30 protein-coding genes and 2 tRNA genes are annotated in these 20,744 nt (G+C 57.6%); 20 read left to right on the top strand and 12 right to left on the bottom strand.

Annotated elements, in window-relative coordinates; all coding sequences use genetic code 11:
* Window positions 1-44 precede the first annotated feature (44 nt).
* A complete protein-coding gene (locus tag ACU8HS_RS06245) occupies window positions 45-335 on the bottom strand; it encodes a hypothetical protein (RefSeq protein ID WP_447015594.1) in 291 nt (96 codons plus the stop codon).
* Between ACU8HS_RS06245 and ligD the strand changes: the two genes are divergently transcribed.
* Entirely contained in the window at window positions 334-1,371 is a 1,038-nt protein-coding gene (gene ligD / locus ACU8HS_RS06240) for a non-homologous end-joining DNA ligase (protein WP_447015593.1), read from the top strand. The two genes, ACU8HS_RS06245 and ligD, sit on opposite strands and share 2 nt — an antisense overlap.
* 136 nt (window positions 1,372-1,507) lie before the next feature.
* Here ligD and ACU8HS_RS06235 read toward each other — a convergent pair whose 3' ends face one another.
* The gene (locus ACU8HS_RS06235) at window positions 1,508-1,963 is read right to left on the bottom strand and encodes a hypothetical protein (RefSeq protein WP_447015592.1); all 456 of its coding nucleotides are present in this window, start codon (window positions 1,961-1,963) and stop codon (window positions 1,508-1,510) included.
* A gap of 851 nt (window positions 1,964-2,814) precedes the next feature.
* On the opposite strand from ACU8HS_RS06235, the gene ACU8HS_RS06230 reads away from it, so the two are divergent.
* Entirely contained in the window at window positions 2,815-3,015 is a 201-nt protein-coding gene (locus ACU8HS_RS06230) for a hypothetical protein (protein ID WP_447015591.1), read from the top strand.
* Here the strand turns inward: ACU8HS_RS06230 and ACU8HS_RS06225 are convergent.
* Window positions 2,994-3,068 (bottom strand) — tRNA-Thr (locus ACU8HS_RS06225). The genes ACU8HS_RS06230 and ACU8HS_RS06225 overlap by 22 nt on opposite strands.
* Before the next feature lie 154 nt (window positions 3,069-3,222).
* Here ACU8HS_RS06225 and ACU8HS_RS06220 point away from each other — a divergent pair.
* From ACU8HS_RS06220 to ACU8HS_RS06175, 10 genes are all read left to right on the top strand, one after another.
* A complete protein-coding gene (locus ACU8HS_RS06220; protein ID WP_112567205.1) occupies window positions 3,223-3,432 on the top strand; it encodes a hypothetical protein in 210 nt (69 codons plus the stop codon).
* A 114-nt stretch (window positions 3,433-3,546) separates the two neighbouring features.
* On the top strand, window positions 3,547-4,839 hold the full coding sequence (murA, locus tag ACU8HS_RS06215; RefSeq protein WP_112566959.1) for a UDP-N-acetylglucosamine 1-carboxyvinyltransferase: 1,293 nt from the start codon (window positions 3,547-3,549) through the stop codon (window positions 4,837-4,839).
* A 113-nt stretch (window positions 4,840-4,952) separates the two neighbouring features.
* The gene (locus ACU8HS_RS06210) at window positions 4,953-5,390 is read left to right on the top strand and encodes a DUF2948 family protein (RefSeq protein WP_113413070.1); all 438 of its coding nucleotides are present in this window, start codon (window positions 4,953-4,955) and stop codon (window positions 5,388-5,390) included.
* A gap of 34 nt (window positions 5,391-5,424) precedes the next feature.
* Complete coding sequence (gene hisD, locus ACU8HS_RS06205; protein WP_447015590.1) at window positions 5,425-6,723, top strand: histidinol dehydrogenase; 1,299 nt, start codon at window positions 5,425-5,427, stop codon at window positions 6,721-6,723.
* A 4-nt stretch (window positions 6,724-6,727) separates the two neighbouring features.
* Window positions 6,728-7,201, top strand: coding sequence for a UPF0262 family protein (locus tag ACU8HS_RS06200; RefSeq protein ID WP_112566950.1), 474 nt, complete (start codon window positions 6,728-6,730; stop codon window positions 7,199-7,201).
* Entirely contained in the window at window positions 7,198-7,683 is a 486-nt protein-coding gene (locus ACU8HS_RS06195; protein WP_377313429.1) for an arsenate-mycothiol transferase ArsC, read from the top strand. Before ACU8HS_RS06200 ends, ACU8HS_RS06195 begins: the two co-directional genes overlap by 4 nt.
* Window positions 7,684-7,803: 120 nt before the next feature.
* On the top strand, window positions 7,804-8,022 hold the full coding sequence (gene infA, locus ACU8HS_RS06190; protein WP_003545338.1) for a translation initiation factor IF-1: 219 nt from the start codon (window positions 7,804-7,806) through the stop codon (window positions 8,020-8,022).
* Window positions 8,023-8,080: 58 nt separating this feature from the next.
* Window positions 8,081-8,701: a Maf-like protein gene (locus ACU8HS_RS06185; protein WP_007821131.1), complete on the top strand. Its 621-nt coding sequence runs from the start codon at window positions 8,081-8,083 to the stop codon at window positions 8,699-8,701.
* Between the two features lie 122 nt (window positions 8,702-8,823).
* Complete coding sequence (yacG, locus tag ACU8HS_RS06180) at window positions 8,824-9,036, top strand: DNA gyrase inhibitor YacG (RefSeq protein ID WP_112566945.1); 213 nt, start codon at window positions 8,824-8,826, stop codon at window positions 9,034-9,036.
* Between the two features lie 177 nt (window positions 9,037-9,213).
* Window positions 9,214-9,289 (top strand) — tRNA-Phe (locus tag ACU8HS_RS06175).
* Between the two features lie 508 nt (window positions 9,290-9,797).
* Here the strand turns inward: ACU8HS_RS06175 and ACU8HS_RS06170 are convergent.
* The 4 genes from ACU8HS_RS06170 to ACU8HS_RS06155 all read right to left on the bottom strand — a co-directional run bounded on the left by ACU8HS_RS06170 (window position 9,798) and on the right by ACU8HS_RS06155 (window position 11,880).
* Window positions 9,798-10,226, bottom strand: coding sequence for a hypothetical protein (locus ACU8HS_RS06170; protein WP_447015589.1), 429 nt, complete (start codon window positions 10,224-10,226; stop codon window positions 9,798-9,800).
* Window positions 10,226-11,089, bottom strand: coding sequence for a hypothetical protein (locus ACU8HS_RS06165; RefSeq protein WP_447015588.1), 864 nt, complete (start codon window positions 11,087-11,089; stop codon window positions 10,226-10,228). The genes ACU8HS_RS06170 and ACU8HS_RS06165 overlap by 1 nt, the downstream gene beginning before the upstream one ends.
* Before the next feature lie 91 nt (window positions 11,090-11,180).
* The gene (locus tag ACU8HS_RS06160) at window positions 11,181-11,465 is read right to left on the bottom strand and encodes a hypothetical protein (protein ID WP_447015587.1); all 285 of its coding nucleotides are present in this window, start codon (window positions 11,463-11,465) and stop codon (window positions 11,181-11,183) included.
* Window positions 11,466-11,526: 61 nt separating this feature from the next.
* Window positions 11,527-11,880 carry a hypothetical protein gene (locus ACU8HS_RS06155; protein WP_447015586.1) on the bottom strand — a complete coding sequence of 118 codons (354 nt, stop codon included), beginning with the start codon at window positions 11,878-11,880 and terminating at the stop codon, window positions 11,527-11,529.
* A 110-nt stretch (window positions 11,881-11,990) separates the two neighbouring features.
* On the opposite strand from ACU8HS_RS06155, the gene ACU8HS_RS06150 reads away from it, so the two are divergent.
* The 4 genes from ACU8HS_RS06150 to ACU8HS_RS06135 all read left to right on the top strand — a co-directional run bounded on the left by ACU8HS_RS06150 (window position 11,991) and on the right by ACU8HS_RS06135 (window position 13,528).
* Complete coding sequence (locus ACU8HS_RS06150) at window positions 11,991-12,236, top strand: hypothetical protein (protein ID WP_447015585.1); 246 nt, start codon at window positions 11,991-11,993, stop codon at window positions 12,234-12,236.
* Window positions 12,236-12,817, top strand: coding sequence for a hypothetical protein (locus ACU8HS_RS06145; protein ID WP_447015584.1), 582 nt, complete (start codon window positions 12,236-12,238; stop codon window positions 12,815-12,817). Before ACU8HS_RS06150 ends, ACU8HS_RS06145 begins: the two co-directional genes overlap by 1 nt.
* An 89-nt stretch (window positions 12,818-12,906) precedes the next feature.
* On the top strand, window positions 12,907-13,209 hold the full coding sequence (locus ACU8HS_RS06140) for a DUF6074 family protein (RefSeq protein WP_447015583.1): 303 nt from the start codon (window positions 12,907-12,909) through the stop codon (window positions 13,207-13,209).
* A complete protein-coding gene (locus tag ACU8HS_RS06135) occupies window positions 13,187-13,528 on the top strand; it encodes a pyocin activator PrtN family protein (protein ID WP_447015582.1) in 342 nt (113 codons plus the stop codon). The genes ACU8HS_RS06140 and ACU8HS_RS06135 overlap by 23 nt, the downstream gene beginning before the upstream one ends.
* A 92-nt stretch (window positions 13,529-13,620) precedes the next feature.
* On the opposite strand, the gene ACU8HS_RS06130 is transcribed toward ACU8HS_RS06135, so the two are convergent.
* A complete protein-coding gene (locus ACU8HS_RS06130) occupies window positions 13,621-14,634 on the bottom strand; it encodes a hypothetical protein (RefSeq protein ID WP_447015581.1) in 1,014 nt (337 codons plus the stop codon).
* Window positions 14,635-14,799: 165 nt separating this feature from the next.
* Window positions 14,800-15,237, bottom strand: a complete 438-nt coding sequence (locus ACU8HS_RS06125; RefSeq protein ID WP_447015940.1) for a hypothetical protein — start codon at window positions 15,235-15,237, stop codon at window positions 14,800-14,802.
* Window positions 15,238-15,275: 38 nt separating this feature from the next.
* Here ACU8HS_RS06125 and ACU8HS_RS06120 point away from each other — a divergent pair, with 38 nt between their 5' ends.
* The 4 genes from ACU8HS_RS06120 (at window position 15,276) to ACU8HS_RS06105 (ending at window position 19,381) form a co-directional block, all read left to right on the top strand.
* Window positions 15,276-15,728, top strand: coding sequence for a hypothetical protein (locus ACU8HS_RS06120; RefSeq protein WP_447015580.1), 453 nt, complete (start codon window positions 15,276-15,278; stop codon window positions 15,726-15,728).
* A 73-nt stretch (window positions 15,729-15,801) separates the two neighbouring features.
* Window positions 15,802-16,644: a hypothetical protein gene (locus ACU8HS_RS06115; RefSeq protein ID WP_447015579.1), complete on the top strand. Its 843-nt coding sequence runs from the start codon at window positions 15,802-15,804 to the stop codon at window positions 16,642-16,644.
* A gap of 378 nt (window positions 16,645-17,022) precedes the next feature.
* Window positions 17,023-18,438 (top strand): MBOAT family O-acyltransferase, encoded by a 1,416-nt coding sequence (locus tag ACU8HS_RS06110; RefSeq protein ID WP_447015578.1) that lies wholly within the window; start codon window positions 17,023-17,025, stop codon window positions 18,436-18,438.
* Between the two features lie 46 nt (window positions 18,439-18,484).
* Entirely contained in the window at window positions 18,485-19,381 is an 897-nt protein-coding gene (locus tag ACU8HS_RS06105) for a hypothetical protein (RefSeq protein WP_447015577.1), read from the top strand.
* Here the strand turns inward: ACU8HS_RS06105 and ACU8HS_RS06100 are convergent.
* The 3 genes from ACU8HS_RS06100 to ACU8HS_RS06090 form a co-directional block, all read right to left on the bottom strand.
* Complete coding sequence (locus ACU8HS_RS06100; RefSeq protein ID WP_447015576.1) at window positions 19,378-19,650, bottom strand: hypothetical protein; 273 nt, start codon at window positions 19,648-19,650, stop codon at window positions 19,378-19,380. The two genes, ACU8HS_RS06105 and ACU8HS_RS06100, sit on opposite strands and share 4 nt — an antisense overlap.
* Before the next feature lie 178 nt (window positions 19,651-19,828).
* Window positions 19,829-20,146 (bottom strand): HGGxSTG domain-containing protein, encoded by a 318-nt coding sequence (locus tag ACU8HS_RS06095; protein ID WP_447015575.1) that lies wholly within the window; start codon window positions 20,144-20,146, stop codon window positions 19,829-19,831.
* Window positions 20,139-20,744, bottom strand: coding sequence for a hypothetical protein (locus tag ACU8HS_RS06090; protein ID WP_447015574.1), 606 nt, complete (start codon window positions 20,742-20,744; stop codon window positions 20,139-20,141). The genes ACU8HS_RS06095 and ACU8HS_RS06090 overlap by 8 nt, the downstream gene beginning before the upstream one ends.

Genomic DNA, 20,744 nt, shown 5'->3' with positions numbered 1-20,744 from the left:
TCTCAATTGGTGATGTTCTTATTATGTTCTCATTTTCGAATGAGTCAAGGACGCCGGTTCAACATCGCCAAAACATCGTCGACTTCGCCGTTTGCTGCCAGCATCAGAGCATGATTGTCGGCAAGATCGATTATGGCAGCCAACACTTCATCGGCTTGCCAGCCGGCTAAAATGGCGCGATCGACGAAAGCGGCAAAGCCAATGTGCATTGCCTCCTGGCATCGCATGAACCTGTCCGGATCGTTTCTCGGAATGTCGGGCGGGAAGACATCGCTCATTGGGCTAACGCCATCGGTGAAGAGGATCTTAAGCAATTGCTGATGCAGTGGTTGCATGACAAAGCTGCCGAAGTCAAAACCGCTTCTTCAAACAGAGAAGCCCCTTCGCTCTCGGCCACGCAGGCCGCGGGACCCCACACAGCCAAATCTGCCGTTCGATCCCATGCCCGCGCGCATAGAGCCGTGCCTGGCGCTGCTGAAATCCAAGCCGCCCAAAGGCGAGCAGTGGGCCTACGAAATAAAATGGGATGGTTATCGCCTGGCCGTGCATATCGAGCCGAAGGGCGTGCGCATCATCACCCGCGGCGGTCATGACTGGACAGATCGCTTTCCGACAATCGTCGCCGGCGCTCGCGAGCTCGCCGTTGCCACAGCCATCCTGGACGGTGAGGCGATCGTTTTGGATGAGCAAGGCCGCTCTGATTTCGGCATGCTGCAGCAATCGCTCGGCGGCCGGGGAGGGGAGCGCACCTCGAACGAAGCAATTTTTATGGCCTTCGATCTGCTCTATTTCGACGGCCATGACCTGACACGGCTTGAGCTGTCGTCGCGCCGGCATCTGCTCGAGGATCTGATCACAACGAAAGACGGCTCAATCCGGTTATCCGAGGAGATCGACGCGGATGGCGAGCAACTGCTGGCGCTCGCATGTGAGCATGGGCTCGAGGGCATCATTGCGAAGGACAAGGACAGCACCTATCGGTCTGGCCGGCTCGGCGATTGGCTGAAAATCAAATGCGTCCAGAGCGACAGCTTCATGATTGTCGGCTACGAGCCGTCAATGGTCGCCCGAGGTCATATCGGCGCCTTGCTGCTTGCCGCGTATCGGGGCAGCACGCTAACCTATGTCGGTTCGGTCGGCACCGGCTTCAAAGAGCGCGAGGCCTGGCAGCTGCGTGAAATGATGGACAAGTTGAAAACGAAGCGTCCGACCGTGGCATATGACGGTAGCCGGAAAGACGTCGTTTGGCTCGAGCCGACATTGATTGCCGAAATCGAATATCGCGCCTGGACGCATGATGGAAAGCTGCGCCATGCCAGCTACAAGGGACTGAGGGAAAAGCAGGACAACGCCGAGGTCTATCGGCTGTAGCACGCCGCGACGTGATACTCCTGGCGAAAATTATCACAGATCATCGAAAGAGATCTGCTGTCAGCCGATGCGCTGTGGGCGACAGAGAGGCCCACACATATCGACACTAGAACTTTTGGCATAGCCACCCGCTTGCTCACTCGGATTTGTCCAATAGCTGCCGATGCCGTTCGTGCATCTCTTTCGAGCGTTTAAGGTGATTCAAAATTTGTTCGGTTGTATCACGCCACGGCTCATCGCCGGTTTTAGTCTGGTGTTTAAGGCGGCCGGCTTCGATTGCCTCGATCTCCGCGCCGTGGAATTGGATCCACTCCTCAATTTGTCTTCTAGCGGACTCCGGATATGAATCGCCCATAAGCGGTCCCCCTTTGGCCGCTCGCGATGCCTTCGATTGTTTAGCGCGCTCGCTGACCTCCATCATCTTCTGCTCACGCGCTCGATAGCCTGTCAGTTCTCGCTCGAGTCGCTCGTATATTGGCAAGCAATTTTCGCCCTCGGGGCCAAGTTTGACCATAATTTCAGCCAATCGATTCATTGCGCGTTCGATGCGCTTTGCAGTGATCGGCTTGTCCAACCGGGTCTTGAAGGTCATGTAGCACCGGTAAGTTTTCCCCTGTCCTTTGACTGTCGAGCGCGCTTGCGTATTGCACTCATGTCATCTTTCAGCGTCTTGAGCCGAATAAGTTCTGCGTCGAGCATTTTGTAAATAGGTACCCATTTCCACCCTTCGGCACCCTTCAAGACGATGAATTCAGCCAAGCGGTCTAAAGCGCGTTCCAAGCGTTCGATGGTTACAGGTTTCGGTTTTCGTTTGAGTGCCGGCTTCATGATAACGGGGGAATAATACCGTAGAGTTTGCGAGCCTCAGACGTAGACGAAACCCGCTTCGAAAGCCTGGAGTTCGCCCAATCGTCCAAGTCTGCAATGTTGTAGAGTGGGATGCGACCACTGTATTGCATGGACGGCCCACCACCGACCGTAGCCCATTTTGCAAGCGTCGACACCGCGACATCAATCCCGTGAGCCGAGGCTAGGTAGGAGGGAACGTCCTTACGACGAAGGCGCGGGCGAGACGAGGTGGCAGCCGGGAAATCTTGAGTTATCATCATGTTAGCGGGGCTCTGACGTTGACAGAACTCTCTTCGAGAGACGGGAATTCGCCCAATCATCCAGATCGGACCTGTTATACAATGGGATGCGTCCATTGTATTGCATGATTGGACCGCCGCCGACCGTCGCATATGTTGCCAGCGTTGAGGCCTTGATATCGATTCCGAATTTCTCGGATAGATATTCAGGTACTTCACAGCGGCGCAGACGGGGACGGGTTGGGGTGGCGCCTGCAGCGTTTTGAATGATCGTATCCATTTCCTGATGCCTCTTCCTCGAGAAAAGGGAGCCGCGAAGGCTTCCAGTCGTGAATTGGTGTCTAGCAGGTAGATCATGTCGCGATTCATCGCGTTTCCCATTTTGAGCCGATTGGAACGACAAGGGAACACGCTGCACGGATTTTGCACGCATTTTCCGTGCAATTCGCGCTTTGTTCTGCTTTTTCAAGCAGAGTTGCGCGAGCGGCGAGGGCGGGAGGCCCTCGTTATGTTCTTGATTTTTTTAGAGAAAGCTGGTGCTGCCGAGTGGGATTGAACCACCGACCTCACCCTTACCAAGGGTGTGCTCTACCACTGAGCTACGGCAGCAGGACCAGACGCGTGAGGCGCAAGCGCTCAATTCGCGTGAACGGGGCGCCTATTGCCACAGCTTCGGCAGGAGCGCAAGCCGCAAATTCCAACTTCTCTGGGAATAACGTCCGGACCACTTTTGGAACGGCGCAAATTCGGTTACTTCTGGGGCATGAACGAAGAGACTGAAAAGGCCCGGCAGAGCCGGAAAGCGGCCATGGAGGCCCAGGCGGCGCTGCGCCGCGAGCGGGCGGCCGAAAAGCTGAGAGAAAATCTTTCACGACGCAAACAGCAGGTGCGCGCCCGCCGGTCCGGCCAGGCCGACGAGACGGATGGCCTGCCGGCGGCAAAAAAGCCCGCCGCAAAAATGGACGAATCGTAATGTTCGCTCCGCGGCGAATTGAAGCGTCGGGGGATTTGCTCTAAAGAGCCCCACTTCTTGCCTTGCCCACAGGCAAAACTTTTCAGGAAAGGCGGGCCTCGCCCGTAAGTGCACATGGATCGTATCAGAATTGTCGGCGGTAATGAGCTCAACGGCATCATTCCGATTTCCGGCGCCAAGAATGCCGCGCTGCCGCTGATGATCGCCTCGCTTCTGACGAGCGATACGCTGACGCTGGAAAACGTGCCCCATCTTGCCGATGTCGAATTGCTGATGCGCATCCTCGGCAATCACGGGGTCGACGTCGCCGTCAACGGCCGCCGCGAGCGCCAGGAAGATTCCTACGCCCGCACGATCCATTTCACCTGCCGCACCATCGTCGATACGACCGCGCCTTACGAACTGGTCTCGAAGATGCGCGCCTCCTTCTGGGTCATCGGCCCGCTTCTGGCGCGCGAAGGCCATTGCCGCGTATCGCTGCCGGGCGGCTGCGCCATCGGCACGCGTCCTGTCGATCTCTTCATCGAAGGCCTGACCGCGCTCGGTGCGACCATGGAAATCGATGGCGGCTATATCAACGCCAAGGCGCCCGATGGCGGCCTTATCGGCACGCACTATACGTTCCCGAAGGTATCGGTCGGCGCGACGCATGTCATGATGATGGCGGCCACGCTTGCCCGCGGCACGACCGTCATCGGCAATGCCGCCCGCGAGCCTGAAGTCGTCGATCTCGCCAACTGCCTCAACGCCATGGGCGCCAAGGTTTCCGGCGCCGGCACCTCGACCATCACGGTCGAAGGCGTCACCTCGCTCTCCGGCGCGCGTCACCGCGTCCTGCCGGACCGCATCGAAACCGGCACCTACGCCATGGCCGTCGCCATGGCCGGCGGCGACGTCGTGCTCGAAAATACCGACGTGGCCCTCCTGGAAACGGCGCTGGAAACGCTGCGTCGCGCCGGCGCGGAGATTTCGCCGACCAACAACGGCATGCGCATCAAGCGCAACGGGGCCGGCATCAGCCCGGTCGATATCGTCACCGATCCCTTCCCCGGCTTCCCGACCGACCTGCAGGCGCAGTTCATGGCGTTGATGACGCGCTCGTCCGGCATCTCGCATGTCACCGAAACCATCTTCGAGAACCGCTTCATGCATGTGCAGGAGCTTGCCCGCCTCGGCGCGAAGATCTCGCTGTCGGGCCAGACGGCCAGGATCGAGGGTGTCCAGCGGCTGAAGGGCGCCCCTGTCATGGCGACCGATCTGCGCGCCTCCGTTTCCCTCGTCATCGCCGGCCTTGCCGCCGAGGGCGAAACCACGGTTTCCCGCGTCTATCACCTCGATCGCGGCTTCGAGCGGCTGGAAGAAAAGCTGACCCGCTGCGGCGCCATCGTCGAGCGCGTCAGCGAGTGATAAAGGGCGTCCATACGCCCTTTATCCCGGTTGCGTATTTGCCCTGAGCATCTTATTTCCCTTGTCTGACAGATCGCCGCAGTCGCGGCCGAAGGACATGGGATAGAGGCCGGATGGCAGACCTGAAGCTTGTTGCGCTCGATAGTGAGGACCTTGCGGTCATTTCCGCGCATACGCAGGACAGCGTCTTCAAGGTGGCCGATATCGACTGGTCGCCGCGCGACAAGCAGTTTGCGCTCGCCGCCAACCGTTTCGTCTGGGAGGAGGCGGCCCGCAAGCGCAAGGGTTTCGAGCGGCACCGCGCCGCCCTCGTCTTCAAGCGTGTCCTCTCCGTCCGCTCGATCGGCATCGACCGCGCGCGGCGCGACGACGTGCTGTCGCTGCTGGCGCTGCGTTTCGAGCAGAAGGGCGAGGGTCCGGAAGGCACGCTCGAACTCTCGCTGTCGGGCACGGCCTCGATCGTCCTCGATGTCGAATGCATCGAAGTCCAGCTTGCCGATATCGGCGGCGCCTGGGAAACCGGCTCGAAGCCGCGCCATCCCGGCACCTGAGCGCAACAGTTCGAGTAGAGAAGGAATTCCGGCCTTGGCAATCTGGCTCAATCAGGCATCCGATGGTTTCGAGCAGCGTTTCGCCGCCTTCCTGACCACCAAGCGCGAGGTCTCCGAAGACGTCAACGCCGTGGTGCGCGCCATCATCGATGACGTGCGCGCCCGTGGCGACGTCGCTCTCGCCGAATATTCGAAGAAGTTCGACGGTATCGACTACGCCACCGTGCCGATGCGCGTGAGCGAGGAGGAGATCGAAAACGCCGTCGAGGTCGTGCCGTCGGAAGTGCTCGGCGCCCTGAAGGTCGCGGCGGTTCGTATCGAAGCCCATCACAGCCGCCAGATGCCGAAGGACGATATCTACGAAGACGCCATGGGCGTCGGCCTCGGCTCACGCTGGACGGCGATCGAAGCCGTCGGCCTCTATGTGCCCGGCGGTACGGCAAGCTATCCGAGCTCGGTCCTGATGAACGCCGTGCCGGCGAAGGTCGCCGGCGTCGAGCGCATCGTCATCGCCGTGCCGGCAACCGGCGGCTCGGTCAATCCGGCCGTTCTGGCGGCCGCAAAACTTGCCGGCGTCGATGAAATCTACCGCGTCGGCGGCGCGCAGGCGATTGCCGCCCTTGCCTATGGCACGGAAACGATCGCGCCGGTCGCCAAGATCACCGGTCCGGGCAATGCCTATGTCGCCGCCGCCAAGCGCCAGGTCTTCGGCACGGTCGGCATCGACATGATCGCCGGCCCCTCCGAGGTGCTCGTCATTGCCGACAAGGACAACAATCCCGATTGGGTTGCCGCCGATCTGCTCGCACAGGCCGAGCATGACGAAAGCGCCCAGGCGATCCTGATTACCGATAACGAGGAATTCGGCAAGGCGGTCGAAGCCGCCGTCGAGCGGCAGTTGAAGACGCTGAACCGCGTGCAGACCGCAGCCGCCAGCTGGCGCGATTTCGGCGCTATCATCCTCGTCTCGGACCTGAAGGATGCCGTTCCGCTCGCAAACCGCATCGCGGCCGAGCACCTGGAACTTGCCGTCGCCAATCCCGACGCCTTCGTGGAGAAGATCCGCAATGCCGGCGCGATCTTCATCGGCGCCCATACGCCGGAAGTGATCGGCGATTATGTCGGCGGCTCCAACCATGTGCTGCCGACGGCGCGGTCTGCCCGCTTCTCTTCCGGCCTTTCGGTCCTCGATTTCGTCAAGCGCACCTCGATCCTGCGGCTCGGTCCCCAGCAGCTGCGCGATCTCGGCCCGGCGGCAATCGCGCTTGCCGTTTCCGAAGGTCTCGACGCCCATGCGCGATCGGTCGCGATCCGCCTGAACCTCGAAAGGTGAGGGAATGGCGAAGGACGACTTTCGGCTCTGCGACGTTGTCCTTGACGATACGATCGGCCGTTCGACACCCGATGTCGAACACGAGCGCGCGGTCGCGATCTTCGATCTGATCGAGGAGAATTCGTTTGCGCCGTCAGGCCATGCCGGCGGACCTTACCGGCTGAACATCTCGCTCGTCGATTCCAAGCTGGTCTTCGCGATCAGCACGGAAAAAGGCGAGGATGTCGCAACCCATATCCTGTCGCTGACGCCCTTCCGGCGGATCGTGAAAGACTATTTCATGATCTGCGAAAGCTATTACGAGGCGATCCGTTCCGCCTCGCCGAGCCGCATCGAGGCGATCGACATGGGACGGCGCGGCATTCACAACGAGGGATCGCAGACCCTGAAGGACCGGCTTTCCGGCAAGATCGACGTCGATTTCGACACGGCCCGGCGTCTCTTCACGCTGGTCTGCGTTCTCTACTGGCGCGGATGACGGCGATGGAGCCGCACGTCGAAACGGAAGATGGAAAGCGGCCGGGCGCCATCCTCTTCATGTGCGGGCTGAACGTCATCCGTTCGCCGATGGCCGAGGCGATCGCCCGTAGCATTCTGCCCGCCAATACCTATATAAAGTCGGCCGGCGTTCGCGCCGGCGAACGCGATCCCTTCGTCGATGTCGTGCTGGAGGAAATCGGCCTTTCGCTCGGCCGCCGCCAGCCGCAGACGCTGGAAGAGCTGGAGGACGACTATTTCGACCTCATCATCACGCTCTCGCCGCAGGCCCATCATGCGGCGCTCGAACTGACCCGCTCCAGCGCTGTCGAGGTCGTCTACTGGCCGACCATGGACCCGACGGTGGCGACCGGAACGCGCGAGCAGATATTGGACAGCTATCGCGAAGTTCGCGATCACCTGGCCGGCCTCATAGAAAGCCGGCTACTCAAGCGAAATGGCATTGCCGCGCAATCGGCGTGAAACAAAAATCGGAAAGCCCGATCTACGAGGTTCACAAATCCCCGTTGATTGTGTAGTTTCCGCGCAAATTTTCAGGCGCCCTGCGCCTTTTTACCCAACACACAGGAAGAAAACCCTTATATGCCGAAAGAAGAAGTCCTCGAATTCCCGGGTATCGTGACCGAACTTCTGCCGAATGCGACATTCCGCGTGAAGCTCGAAAACGAACATGAGATCATTGCCCACACCGCCGGCCGCATGCGCAAGAATCGCATCCGCGTTCTCGCCGGCGACAAGGTTCTGGTCGAAATGACGCCCTACGACCTGACGAAGGGCCGCATCACCTACCGCTTCAAGTAAGCCTGGTGTGCGAAGCTCGCATGAGCTTCCGCTCCCGCCTGCCGATGGTCGAGGTTCCATGGCGCTGAAATACAAGCTCATTCTGGCCTCGGGCTCGCCCCGCCGCGTCGACTTGCTCAATCAGGCCGGCATCGAGCCGTCGCGGCTGATGCCGATGGATATCGACGAGGCGCCGAAGAAGTCGGAACACCCGCGCTCGCTCGCCCGCCGTCTGTCGGGCGAAAAGGCCGAAGCCGCACTTGCCGCCATCAAGGGCGACATCACCTGGAAGGGCAGCTATATCCTGTCCGCCGATACGGTGGTCGCCGTCGGCCGCCGCATTCTCGGCAAGGCCGAATTTGCCGACGAGGCATCCAATTCCCTGCACCTGCTCTCCGGCCGCAACCATGTGGTCTATACCGGCATCTGCCTGATCACGCCCGACCGCAAGGTGCGCCAGAAGATCGTCGAGACCAAGGTGCGCTTCAAGCGGCTGTCGAGCTTCGAGATCGAAAATTACATCGCGTCCGGCCAGTGGCGCGGCAAGGCGGGTGCCTACGGCATCCAGGGGCTTGCCGGCACCTTCGTGCAGAAAATGGTGGGGTCCTACACCAATGTCGTAGGTCTGCCGCTTTATGAAACCATCCTGCTTCTGACCGGCGAGGGCTTCGATGTCCACAGCCGTTGGCCCGAGGGCTGATCTCCCGCCGGAGCGCCGAATGTCCGTTCGGGCGCAGGAGGCATGCTCTGCCGTTTTGAATCTACGCATCAGGTTTTCCGAAAACCGTTCCGATTTTCGGACCGATGCCTTCGGAGGAAACCATGTCTGACGAAACGAAGACCGGCGGCAAGGTCGAGCCGCTGCGCAAGACGCGTCCCTGCCCGGAATGCGGCAAACCGTCGAACCGCGAACACTATCCCTTCTGCTCCAACCGCTGCCGCGAGGTGGACCTGTCGCGCTGGCTGTCGGGTTCCTACGCCATTCCCGTGGCCGACGACGAGACGAAGGCGGACTATCCGGATGAGGAAAACTAGGTTTTCCACCGCGAAGCCCTTATTTTTCCTCGCAAATCGCCAAAATCCGGAGGACCGTCAAAAAACTATCATTTGATGCTTGCCATGGGCGAACAAGATGCTATAACCCCGCTCGCTTCCGGGGCGCACCAAGGCCCCGAGATTCCGGAACGGGATGATCGTCAGGAAGCATGGTTAGCCCAGGTAGCTCAGTTGGTAGAGCAGCGGATTGAAAATCCGCGTGTCACTGGTTCGATTCCGGTCCTGGGCACCATTGTTTTCCAGTAACCATTTGTAATCACTATAAAATAGCGTTTTGGCTATGGATCTAATCCACCTTTCAGGCCACCTTTCTGCTTTCGGTAGGAGTGAGTTCACGAGTTCGTGATGGGCGCGCCGCCGTACCCAGGGTGCGCGCTGTTCCTTCGCTGTTTTCAGCGGAGTATTCGAAAAACACCCTTGGATCTCAGGTTTGCTCATGTTCCCCTCGCGCGCGCACTTGGTCGCGCAGGCGAAAAGTTTTCGTTTGCGTCTCCCCTGCCCATAACGGTGTTGGCTGCTCGCGCTCCTGCCGCCTTGCTGGGGCCATGCAGCTCTTCGTATATTGCCTTTCGCCGCGCCGTCTGAACCGCGCGCTCGGAAGGCGACAGCTCGTTGCGGCAAAGGTTCGGCCCCAAGGTTCGCCAACTCGGCGAAGGCGCCGGCACACAAACGAATAAAGGCGACCAATCGGCCGCCTTCAATCTTCGCCTGCCTAGACTGGCTGAACAGATCGCCAGCCTTTAAGCAGCGACCAATGTGCGGAGGAGAGCCCGTGCCATCCGGCTTCCGGATCCGTCGAAGCCAAGTGCGCCCTCCTCGAAATCGAAATCGAAATCATGAATCATAGCCGCCTCGTCAGGAACATGGCTGCGCAAGCCTTCTGGGTTTGACCAACCCATCGTCGGCTCCTCGTCACCGCCGTCCTCATCGTCGCAATCGTCGAATTCCAGATCTTCAACGCATTCGCTCCCGATGCATTTGGCTGTGCTGCCAAGCGAGGGCTCATAATCGGCGTTGTCTTCAAGGTCAGGGTCGCCGTCGATCGCATCGAGCAGCGCTATAAGCTCCTCTATCAGGGCTTCAACCGCTGAACGGCGCAGCTCGACCAGACGGACAAGCGAAGCCGGCCCCACGAGGGGCGCGGCAGCGGTATGGATAAGGGCCTGCATTATGCCTGCTCCTTGGTGAATTGAAGAACGGATGTCACGAGGCGGGCAAGCTGGCCGAGCGGTGTGCTGTCTTCTGAAACAAGCCTTATGAGTTCATATGCGCCAACGTTGGCAGCGCTCGCCCTCATCCACAGACCCTCCAAGGTGAGAGCGGGCAAGAACGAAATTTCCGCAGCCGCTGCAGAGACCCTTTTGTCAGCATCCTTGACGCGCTTTATAGCTGCGTCGGCGCCTGCCTCTTTCCGCAGGCGGGATGTTTCCGCCTCATATTGAACAGCAAGTGCAAGGTCGCGTTCGCAATCCCTTATTGCCGCCTCTCGGAAAGCCCGGTTGCGATCAAGTGATTTTTCGGTGCGTCCAGTCGGGACATGCTGTCTCCAGCGCTCAAGCAGTTCGTGTGCCTTTTCAGTGGTGAGCAGGGTGAAGCATGTTTTCGGCTCAATCTCCCTGAACTTGCGGGGAAGCCTTTTCGTGAGGACGCTCGTATCCCTGAGCAGGAACCGGCCGACAATATCGCGCTCAGCTGCGACGGTGCTGAAACGGTTATCCTGTGCGTTGGCGTTCAATAGAAGCTCCTCGGGCGCGAGCGGCCAGCGATGGCGGTATTCATCGGCAAGCCATTCCATATCGTTCACGGCGGCTTTGAGCTCGACGCAGGCAGCTTGAAACTTGTCGTACGCTGTGACCAATTCCGGATTTTCTATGAGGGCTGTCGTAGTGACTGTGGTTTCGCCACCGCGCGCTTCCGGCGCTACTGCGACCGCTGCGACGGTCGAAGCGGCGGCGAGACCGAGCAAGAGTGCTCGGCGCGATACGTCGCTGTTGCCAATAACGGCGGTTGGAGTAATAGACTTGGGTTCCATCTTTGTTTTTCCTTTACGAGGGGAATTGCGGGGTGGTTTGGATCGGGGGAGTTCCAGCTCTTCCCGATCCGCATGCTTCGTTCGTTGCGGACTAGCGACCCTCCAGAAAAGCAATGACAGCACGCGCCAACGGCTTGCCCGCCATGTCGTTGAACATGTCTTCCTCAATCATGAATTTCAGCGCCTCGATGGCGCCCTGTGTCGTGGTGGCCGCGCCGGTCCAATTCTTCAAAGCCTCGCTATGCCGGCCAACCAGTCGGTCGTAAGCGGCGTCCTCTTCCTTGCCGGCAACGGAATCAGGCATTGTGGCGAACGCGCGCATGCCGGCGCGGTGGTCTTCGATGAGCGCAAGAAGCCGGTCTTCCGGCGCCTGCATCTGGTTCGTTTTCATTGCCGTCATCAATTTCACTTCTCCTCGTTGGTGGTGGGTGGCCGGTTTATGCCGCTGCGATACTGGCGGCGGTGATTTCGGCCTGAAGGTTGCGACGGTCCGCGAGGGTGGATTGACGCCAGCCGCGAGCATCCACCCGCATCAGTTCAAGCGTCAGTTCCTGAACACGATCGGCGGCGCGCTGCTGAACGGTCTTCAACGTCTCGGCGGCCTCATATTTGGCTGTCATCCATGCGGACTTAAGGCAGCGGGAGAATGCCTTGCGGCGTGCCTCGGCGTTGGCGGGGCGACAGTTGGCCCAATCCCGGCGGTAGAGCTTCCAGGCCAGCGACATAATGGCGGCGCGGTTGAATTTAGGCATACCTTCGGCGGTGGCCGGAATCGCAGTGTTCGGCATCATGTCTGTGTCTCGTTAACGTTAATCTGTGTATCACACACTAATATAACAACAGGCGTTGTCAACGCATTTCTGTGTGTGGTAAACACTTTCCCATATTGGAGACATAGAAAATGCTGACTACAGGAAATCAGTTGAAGGCAGCCCGGGCGCTCGCTGGCATCGAGCAGACTGAACTCGCAACCGCAGCCAATGTGCATGTGAACACCATTCGCAGCATGGAAGCTTCCGGTCCGGAGCCAATAGCGGGGAGGGCAACCAACGTGCAGGCCGTTCAAAGGGCGCTGGAGGCTCGAAACATCGAGTTTCTGAACCACGGCAATCCAGGCGTCCGCCTTTCGCGTCAGAAAGGTGATTGATGGCGATATTCAATCCAAGAGACAAAAGCCGCACCTCTGGCGGCAAGGCGTACGATATGGTGCGTAAGAATACCCAACCGCCGAAAGACCAGGGCGGATGGATTGCAATCTCTCGTGCACTGCTGGAGTCGCCGGCATATCGAACCCTGTCAGTGAACGCTCGTAAGGCGCTTGATCGTCTGCTGATTGAGCACGTCGGACATGGAAGGCTGAAAAACGGCCAGCTTCTCGTTACCCACGAACAATTTCAGGCCTACGGTGTCACGGGCGAATACGTCGCTGATGCTGTTGAGGAACTGCAGTATAAGGGGCTATTGAAATCGAAGAAGGGCCGAGCCGGCAACGGGACGGCGCACCCGACCGTTTACACCCTGACGATCGACGGCACTTATGACGGGCTGGCCGCAACAAACGACTGGAAGAGATTCACGATGGCCGAAGCGCGGCTATGGGGTGAAGTCGTGCGTAAGCAACGTTCCGAACAGCGTGCCAAAATCGGCAGGAAGAAAAAAAGCTCGCTTCGGGAATCCGAAATTCGCCCGCTTCGGGTTTCCGAAATTCGTCGCGGTTCGAAGGAATGAGCGATGGGTGAAATCCCAATTATTTCAAGCGTGCAGCCAATTTCGGATTCCCGAAGTGCTATATATACTATGGGTGAGGAGTGCACAGGATGAGCGACGAGCGTTACACAAGTCTACCCTTGTTCTCCTGGCAACCGCCCGAGTGTGAGGTAATCCCTTTTCCGATGGTGAAGCGCGTGCGCAAAATCAGGGAAACGGCTATGAAATGGCTGGAAAAGCCAACCGAACGCAGCGCCGACCACTATCAGCGGCAGGTAACCGAAGCCATGGAATCCGGTTTTAAGAAATTGGGCCTTCCGGATATCCAGATCGACGAGCAGGTCGGGGCGTTCTGGTCGGCTGTCGATCGGGAGGCGCGGCGCATCATGGATGCTCAGCAATGGCAGGGATAGAGTGACCGTTTCGCAATTCTCGACTAGCTTCCTGCTATTTGCCCAGTACGGTGGCAAAGCGGTAATCCCGATCGAGGATGTTTGCCGAGACTACTTCAGTCATCTGACGCCTGAAAAATTCCTCATCAGGAAAGTTGCGGCCGGGGAAATAGCGATTCCGGTCTTGCGGGCCGAGACATCGCAGAAGTCCCACAAAGGGATTCACCTCCAGGATCTGGCCGAATATTTAGACCGACGAAGAGAGGCGGCCTTGAAGGAATTGCGCCAACTCACTCGCGACGAACGGCAAGGACAAATTCCCATCAACACCAAGCCGTGAAGACCGCGTGTTGGCATGGACGAATTAGTCATGCTTACAGGGCCGCGCCTCGCCGAAGACATTGGCCTCGGCGGGGTCAGAAGGCAAAGTTGCTACGCCGCGAGCGCGGTCGCCTTCATAGACTCGATAAGGGCTTGGACATAGTAGCTGTCAGCGAACGCGCCGCGAAGGTGACTAGATGAGAGATATTCGCCTTTCATGCGCACGTCTTCCATCGTCAAGCATGGTCTTTCGATGATTGCCAAGAGAGCTTCAATCTCCGCGTCACCGAGCTGATCGTAGCGGGCCTCAGCAAGGTCCATCTTCGCCTTCTCTTCGGCGAAGGCGTCTGCAATTGCAGCCAAATGGTTCTTCTCCGCGCAATTCAAGGCGTCCAGAGCTACGTAATGCGCTCGGGGATCTATCTGCTCAAGAACCTTGCATTGTTGTCGGTGCCACGAGACCTCTGTCGAAACTTGCTCCTGCACCCAATCCATTCCGTACGTCATCTCATAGGAGGTTGAAAACGGGCCTTTGTAGAGTTTGCCCTCGAAGGCTTTCTGAAACTGTTGCTCTGCTATCTCCCTATCATCGATGGCCGCCAAGAACTCGGAATGTGCCTTCTGATGAGTCGCAATAAGAGCACTTAGCGGGATATCAGGCGAGCTTTGGGGTATATTAGACGCGTTCTCCTGTTGCTCGTAAAATGCCTTGGCAGCAGTGAACATTGCTCTAGCCAATGGGTTTCCGGCGAAGGCGTCCATGTCGTGATCTACTAGGCGGAGAGCCGCAAGAGCCGACGCTGCATCGTCTGCGGGAGCGGCCCATGACATCAGCTTTCGGACGTGCACTTCTATATGCTGCTCCACAAGAGCGTTTTCGTTCTCGTGGGTAATTGACCCAGCAGGCAACCGGTTGAGATATTCATGACCGGCGAAATAACTGGATACCAATTGCCGAAGTTCGCCGGCGGTACGATTGACGTTCTGGGTCCCACTCACCAAGCCGCTCGCATAGCTCGCGGCTTCAAGACTTGCGTCCATCATGGTTGCAAAACCACTGGCAACCTGGAGGTGATCGGACATCGAAGTGTCGTGCTCGATCGAAGTGCGTTCCACCTTGGCCATATTATCTCCCTGCGGTTATTTGGCAGTGCTGCTTGCTACGGAGGGAGGCGGCACTGTTCCAGCCCGATCTGAGGGAACGCTTTCGGGAACGCTAACTTCCACAACGGGGCGTGTCATTACCGCGCATGTTGTGAATAACTTCGGGCCGCAATTGCAGGAAGACCCTCACTTCGGATCTGCGCCGACGATGGCGCCGGAGTGCACAGGCCACGGGCCTAGACCTAATTTGGCCCGCTCCTCGTTTATATACGACAGGCATATTCGCTGCGTTAAGGTGTGCAAAACAACGATCGGCGGTAGAGACCAATCCCCGAGATTATTCTGATAATGTTTCGTGACTGCATCGGACAGCATGTCCGCCGTTATGGAAAGCTTATGGGCGCAAGAGCTTATTCCGACGCGTTGAGCGTTCATCCAGGGCTGGTCATCAGACGAAAAGAAACCCGTCATTTCGTCAAACTGGCCCTGTGTATATCGGATACGCCCATAAACATCTATCTTCTGCCAGTCTGCAAAATTGTTGATGTAGCCACCCATGGCATTGCTGGCATGGATCAACGCGAGCACAAATGTAATCCGGAACAGCCAATCCGCGCGGTGCATCCTTACCCCCTATTTGCTTGAACATATCAGAGGCGCAATTGCTAAACGACTACCAGAAAGAGTTTCTGGAAAACCTCATTCTGCATCAGGTGCGTTTCCTCGTCATTGGCGGGGTAGCGCGGCACCATTATGCGAGTGGGGATACTGTGGATCTCGACATCCTGATTGACATCGAGGGGCAACGAGACGCCATAGAAGCGGCGCTGGAGGAATGGAAGCGGCGATATCCAATTCATACCATGCTTGACCTTACGCCACCCCTTGCACTGCGCCCAATGGTGCAGATGAAGTTTCCGGACGACGTTTGCGCGTATCTGGATAGGAATGGCGACCCGCAGGAGATTACTCCTGAAGAGGGCGTTGACGTTCTGACGACACTGCCAGGTTTCCGCTTCGCCGACCTTTACGCCCGCGGCAATGATGTCATTATCGACGGGATCGAAGTTCGTATTCTGTGTGGATCTGACGTTGATCAGACAGCCAAGCGATGACCGAAGACTAGTCGTTGACATTGAAACGAGAATCACGCCCCATGGTTGTAGGCACGGCTGAGAGGGGGCTACGGTGACGATATGCGTTTGCGTTAAAGTCAACGAAGTTATGGTTTTCGCGGCCGACAGCGCGACTTCACTAGGTCTTCCGGGACAACTCGACGCAAACGGCGATCCAGTCCAGCAAGTATACCGTCACGGCAACAAGCTTTTCCAGCTGCATCGACAATATCCCATTATGGCGATGACAAACGGCCTGGGCAGTTTCGGGCAAGCGTCCATTGCGATGCTCGCGAAGCAATTTCGGCATATGATCGGCCGTGATGGAACCGCGCCTCTTGGAAACGATTACACTATAGAAGGCGTTGTGAACCTCGCGCAGAAATTCTTCCTTGAGGAAGAGTTTTCGAAAGTTCCTGACGGCTTTACCGGCGGTTTTGAACTTTGGCTCGGCGGCTACTCATCCGGCGAGATGTACCCTGAACTATGGAAGCTAGCTGTTTTTCAAGGAAAAGTTCAAGACCCCGTGTGCATGGGAACGACATCGGATGTTGATATCTACTGCGGTGGTCAACCTGATCCGATTTTTAGGCTGGTGCGCGGATACGGATGGAAACTTGAGCAAGTGCTGGCAAATCATGGTATAACAGCAGACACGCATCCTGCGCTTTATCAGGACGTAGCGCCGCAGCTTTTTTTGCCGTTGGTGTCTCCCGCGATGCCGATCCAAGATGCCATTGACCTTGCCGACTTTCTTGCCGATATGACGAAGAAGGTATTTCGGTTTAGGGCTGTGCCGGAGTATGTTTCCGGGGATATCGACATAGCGACGGTAACGAAATATGAGAACTTCCGCTGGATAAAGAGGAAGCACTATTATCCAAGCTCGCTCAACCAACAGGTGGACCATGTCTGATCAACTGCGCAAGCCGAAGGACATTGTAGGGCGGCAGGAAGATTCCGCTTTCAAAATGAGCAAAGAGACTGAACAGCGGCTGATTAGGGAATTCCAGTCGCCATTCCCAAAAGAGACAATCGGCAGACCGGAAACGGCACTCACCCAGAACTCTTGCTGGAATCGCACTCACGGCTGAGCAAAAGCTTTGCCCATCGGCAAATTCCTTCGCAGCCCTCGCGCGCACGCGCGTATTTGTCCGAGAATGATGACGTCGGCCCTCGCGCGCGTATCTGTCTTAGAATAAGCCGTTAACACCGGGGTTGGGCTTCCTTTGCTGGATTGTGATGAGCGTTGTCATCATGTACCCATCGAAGCGTTTTCAACCCTGGGGCAGTAATGAATTTCGTATCGCCTGAGTACGCGCTGCTTTTCTGTGTGGTTTTTGCGCTTTATTACCTCTTGCCGCGCCACCAGCTCGCTATTCTCTTAGTCGCCAGCCTTGTATTTTACGGATGGGCGCAGCCTTTGGAGATTCCGCTACTGCTGGCGGTTTCGTTCGGATCCAGCTCGGCAACGTATTTGATACTCAGGCGCCGCGGAAACCCAAGAAAACTCATGTTCTACGGGATCAGCGCCAATCTCGCGGTCCTCGCGTTCTTCAAATACAAATTCCTTGTCATTGATCCAGAGGTTGCCGCAGCCTCCGGCCCGAATGGTTTGGTTGAGAGCATCCTGTATGCCCCGCTCCCGATCGGCATCTCTTTCTATACGTTCCATTGCATCAGTCTGATCGGTGATGCCTACCGGCACCAATTTACCGAAGCCGACCTGCGCGGCGGCCTGAGATATTGGCATTTCATGCGCAATGGGCTGCTCTATCTCGTCTTCTTTCCGCAAATCGTTGCAGGGCCAATCGTCAAGGCTCATCAGTTCATGCCGCAGATCGGCAAGAAGTCGATTAGCGATGTCCCTTTCTCAGAAGCCGCGAAATGGATCATTTGGGGCTTGTTCTTTAAGTGCTTTGTCGCGGACAACCTGGCGCAGTTCACGGTATGGATGAATCAACCCGCGACGTTCCAAGGGCTTGGAAGATTCGATCTTGTCGCGCTGCTCTTCTGCTACAGCTACCAGATATTCGCCGATTTCGCAGGATACTCCGCTATCGCCATCGGATCAGCCGCCTTGTTGGGGTATCGACTACCCATTAACTTTAACCGGCCGTACGTCGCGCGGTCTTTCTCCGACTTCTGGAGGAGATGGCATATCAGCCTTTCCAGCTTCCTGCGCGAATACCTCTACATTCCGCTAGGCGGAAACCGTCGCGGGTCAATGCGGACATACTTCAATCTGTTCGCCACGATGGCACTTGGCGGCCTATGGCATGGCGCCGACTTATCATTCCTCATATGGGGAGCAGCCCACGGAGTCGCATTGTGCATCGAGAGAGCGGCAAGCCCTGTCATTCGCTTCCTGCCTTCGAATGGCGCGGCATTGAAAGCTCTGCAGCTTGGCTACAGCGCCTGGATCTTCGTGGTGGTTTCCTGTCTGTGGCTATTTTTCAAACTGCAGACCTTCGACCACGCTCTGCTCTACATCAAGACGATTCTTTATGGCCAAACACAATCGGCCTTCCAAGCTTACCAATATGCTGCCGTTGCAATCTATGCCATCCCGGTTCTGTTAGCTCACCTTGTTCCGAAAAGGATTAGTGAGAAAGACAATCTGCTCATGGCTGTTTGCTACGGCGTGATGCTGACGCTATCGATCTTCGACAAAGGTCCGACAGATGCCTTCATCTACTTCCAGTTCTGAAGCCCTCGCGCTACGCCGGCGCCAGTACGACGAGCGTTTGATCTCGATGGCGCGCACGCCGAATGAAAAGTCGTTTCTATTGTCGATTGGCCTAACAGCCCTTGCGCTGTTTGTGGTGTGGAGCTTGGTAATACCGCATCTTCCGAAATACGTTCCGACCCTCAACCAATCGGACGACAACCGGCAACTCGTTATGAATTTCGAACGAAGCGACCCTGCCCCAGTGGTGCTTGCCGGCACGTCTTTGCTTTACCGTCTTTCCCCGCTCTATTTCAGTGAAACGCCGGTCAATATAGCGCTTCCTGGGCAATCCCCCGTGTCTAGTGCCGAGATTGCTGTGGCAAAGCCCGCAGAGACAATGGTTATCGAGATAAACATTTTGGACCGGGGTCGCGATACAGGGCTAGAACGCTTCTCTGAGCGCCTTCTTTCCCCGCCGCTTGGCCTTAGAGCGCTCAGCTTCGCATATAGTCCGGTTCGTTCATTCGTTTCCTTGGCGTTCGGACTGGACGCGAAGCTTACCAAGCGAGAGGCGGGGGCGGCTACGGCAGCGCTGCGTCTTCTCGATCAGGGACCTGCGCCACTCGACTCGGGAGAGACTGTTTCATCCGCGGCCGTTTCACTGGATAAGCGCCCTGTCTCCGACACCATAGCCCTATCAGCCCGTGAGCTGCGCGAAATAGCGGATTCCTTCGAATCCCGTGGCGGCAAGGCTTACTATCTGCTGATGCCAATGCATCCCTTGTTGGCCTCAACCAACTACGAAAAGCGAAGCCAAAGCGCGATGGCCGCAGCGGATCCGAAGTTCTCGGAGCGATTGCTAACCGTCGATTGGGGTAACGAACTACGATGGGACCCGGACGGCGCGCACCTTGATTCAAGATCCGCGGTATTGGCAGCGCGGCGGCTGGAGCAAGCTATTAAGGCAGAAAGGGAAAATTAGAGCCCTGGCGGCCTTCGGTCATTGAAGGAAGGTAAGGCCGCCTCAATGTGGCCCCTGGCCAATTCATAGATCCAGTGTTCGTGTGCATGGGCCTTAGTCTGCAGCTTCTCCAGATCTGCAAGGGCATCGTCGAGCAGTTCCGTGGCGTCCTGCTGCGAGAATATGCCATTCGCCACAAGGCGCCGAAGAATGTGCACCTGCATCGCGGTCTGCGAATGTATGGCGGCTTCGAGGTAGCCGAGCATTCGCTTCGTGTGTTCGTCGCTCATGTGAACCTTTCTGAAGGGCCAGGATCGATTCGGGGTGCTCTGTTTCCACAGTGTATTATCACCGCAGCGCCGCCGCTATTCCCCGCTAAGAACCGGTATCGAGCGCCGCGTAATTGCCCCGTAAATACACGTGACCGGCATCCTGTTTCCTGCCTGTAATATCAGGCGCGGAAAGCCGTTATTCGCCGTTATCAATCGGAGTCATTGCCTTCGAAAGGGACAGCAGAAACTCGCGTGAAATGCCCATTAGTAATTGGTTCTGCGCACGCACTTCACGCGCCTCGTTGGTGTAGGCGCCATGGCGGTAATTGCCGTTCCTCTCGCCCTTGGGAGCGCCAGCACGTGCGCCATGCATCCGGCAAACCTTCTTACCGCGGACGGCTGGCGCCTGGCACTGAAAGCCGGAGCGCTTCGATTTGGCGTGACAGCGGGGCGCTGCGTTCAGACGATCGGCGCGCGAATGGGTGCATGCTATTGCATCGGCCTTTTCACTCACCCCCGCCCCCTTTCGTGACATTGCCCACGATGGCCTGACCGCCCTCGTGAACGTGGACGTGCTTGACCTTCACTACCTGTTTGCCGCCTGTCCGATATCGCTTCAGCGCCTCGGCCTGTGCGGCGAACGTGCGCATGAACTGATTGGCCTGCTTGGCGTAGAACCCGACTTTTTCTAGTGACCCGCCTTGCCGGACGCCCCTGGCCATCGTCATCGAGAGCATGTGAACGGCGGCCATCTGCGTCGCCAGCATCATTTCAACATGGTCCTTCGGGGCTATGCCCTGGACCGCCTCAGTCAAAAACGACAGCTCTTTTGAACTGACGCTGTTCCCTGGGGCTGAGAGCAAAATCATCTGCTCGGCGATGAACTCAGAAAGGTTGACGTATTCAGTGCCGATCGCATTCATCCATGTCGGATGTTCGATCGTCGTCGTTCCTTCCTTATAGCTGACGGCGCCCTTCTTTCCGATCTGGCGTAGGGTGGCTTCATCGCATTCGCCGATTGGAGCCCGATCAGACGCGGGAAGTTGATCGCCAGCCCTGAGAGGCATCACGTTGTTGCTGTCGCTATTCGCCGTCTTATGCGGTTTGGCCAC

Source organism: Rhizobium sp. KDH_Rht_773_N (assembly GCF_052946295.1).
The sequence above is the reverse complement of the archived record's forward strand: the minus strand, read 5'-3'. Positions and strand labels throughout refer to the sequence as shown.

Coding starts and splice junctions, on each gene's coding strand:
- ligD (WP_447015593.1), top strand. CDS start 334: ATGACAAAGCTGCCGAAGTCAAAACCGCTTCTTCAAACAGAGAAGCCC.
- ACU8HS_RS06245 (WP_447015594.1), bottom strand. CDS start 335: ATGCAACCACTGCATCAGCAATTGCTTAAGATCCTCTTCACCGATGGC.
- ACU8HS_RS06235 (WP_447015592.1), bottom strand. CDS start 1,963: ATGACCTTCAAGACCCGGTTGGACAAGCCGATCACTGCAAAGCGCATC.
- ACU8HS_RS06230 (WP_447015591.1), top strand. CDS start 2,815: ATGTCGCGATTCATCGCGTTTCCCATTTTGAGCCGATTGGAACGACAA.
- ACU8HS_RS06220 (WP_112567205.1), top strand. CDS start 3,223: ATGAACGAAGAGACTGAAAAGGCCCGGCAGAGCCGGAAAGCGGCCATG.
- murA (WP_112566959.1), top strand. CDS start 3,547: ATGGATCGTATCAGAATTGTCGGCGGTAATGAGCTCAACGGCATCATT.
- ACU8HS_RS06210 (WP_113413070.1), top strand. CDS start 4,953: ATGGCAGACCTGAAGCTTGTTGCGCTCGATAGTGAGGACCTTGCGGTC.
- ACU8HS_RS06200 (WP_112566950.1), top strand. CDS start 6,728: ATGGCGAAGGACGACTTTCGGCTCTGCGACGTTGTCCTTGACGATACG.
- ACU8HS_RS06195 (WP_377313429.1), top strand. CDS start 7,198: ATGACGGCGATGGAGCCGCACGTCGAAACGGAAGATGGAAAGCGGCCG.
- infA (WP_003545338.1), top strand. CDS start 7,804: ATGCCGAAAGAAGAAGTCCTCGAATTCCCGGGTATCGTGACCGAACTT.
- ACU8HS_RS06185 (WP_007821131.1), top strand. CDS start 8,081: ATGGCGCTGAAATACAAGCTCATTCTGGCCTCGGGCTCGCCCCGCCGC.
- yacG (WP_112566945.1), top strand. CDS start 8,824: ATGTCTGACGAAACGAAGACCGGCGGCAAGGTCGAGCCGCTGCGCAAG.
- ACU8HS_RS06170 (WP_447015589.1), bottom strand. CDS start 10,226: ATGCAGGCCCTTATCCATACCGCTGCCGCGCCCCTCGTGGGGCCGGCT.
- ACU8HS_RS06165 (WP_447015588.1), bottom strand. CDS start 11,089: ATGGAACCCAAGTCTATTACTCCAACCGCCGTTATTGGCAACAGCGAC.
- ACU8HS_RS06160 (WP_447015587.1), bottom strand. CDS start 11,465: ATGCAGGCGCCGGAAGACCGGCTTCTTGCGCTCATCGAAGACCACCGC.
- ACU8HS_RS06155 (WP_447015586.1), bottom strand. CDS start 11,880: ATGATGCCGAACACTGCGATTCCGGCCACCGCCGAAGGTATGCCTAAA.
- ACU8HS_RS06150 (WP_447015585.1), top strand. CDS start 11,991: ATGCTGACTACAGGAAATCAGTTGAAGGCAGCCCGGGCGCTCGCTGGC.
- ACU8HS_RS06145 (WP_447015584.1), top strand. CDS start 12,236: ATGGCGATATTCAATCCAAGAGACAAAAGCCGCACCTCTGGCGGCAAG.
- ACU8HS_RS06140 (WP_447015583.1), top strand. CDS start 12,907: ATGAGCGACGAGCGTTACACAAGTCTACCCTTGTTCTCCTGGCAACCG.
- ACU8HS_RS06135 (WP_447015582.1), top strand. CDS start 13,187: ATGCTCAGCAATGGCAGGGATAGAGTGACCGTTTCGCAATTCTCGACT.
- ACU8HS_RS06130 (WP_447015581.1), bottom strand. CDS start 14,634: ATGGCCAAGGTGGAACGCACTTCGATCGAGCACGACACTTCGATGTCC.
- ACU8HS_RS06125 (WP_447015940.1), bottom strand. CDS start 15,237: ATGCACCGCGCGGATTGGCTGTTCCGGATTACATTTGTGCTCGCGTTG.
- ACU8HS_RS06110 (WP_447015578.1), top strand. CDS start 17,023: ATGAATTTCGTATCGCCTGAGTACGCGCTGCTTTTCTGTGTGGTTTTT.
- ACU8HS_RS06105 (WP_447015577.1), top strand. CDS start 18,485: ATGGCGCGCACGCCGAATGAAAAGTCGTTTCTATTGTCGATTGGCCTA.
- ACU8HS_RS06100 (WP_447015576.1), bottom strand. CDS start 19,650: ATGAGCGACGAACACACGAAGCGAATGCTCGGCTACCTCGAAGCCGCC.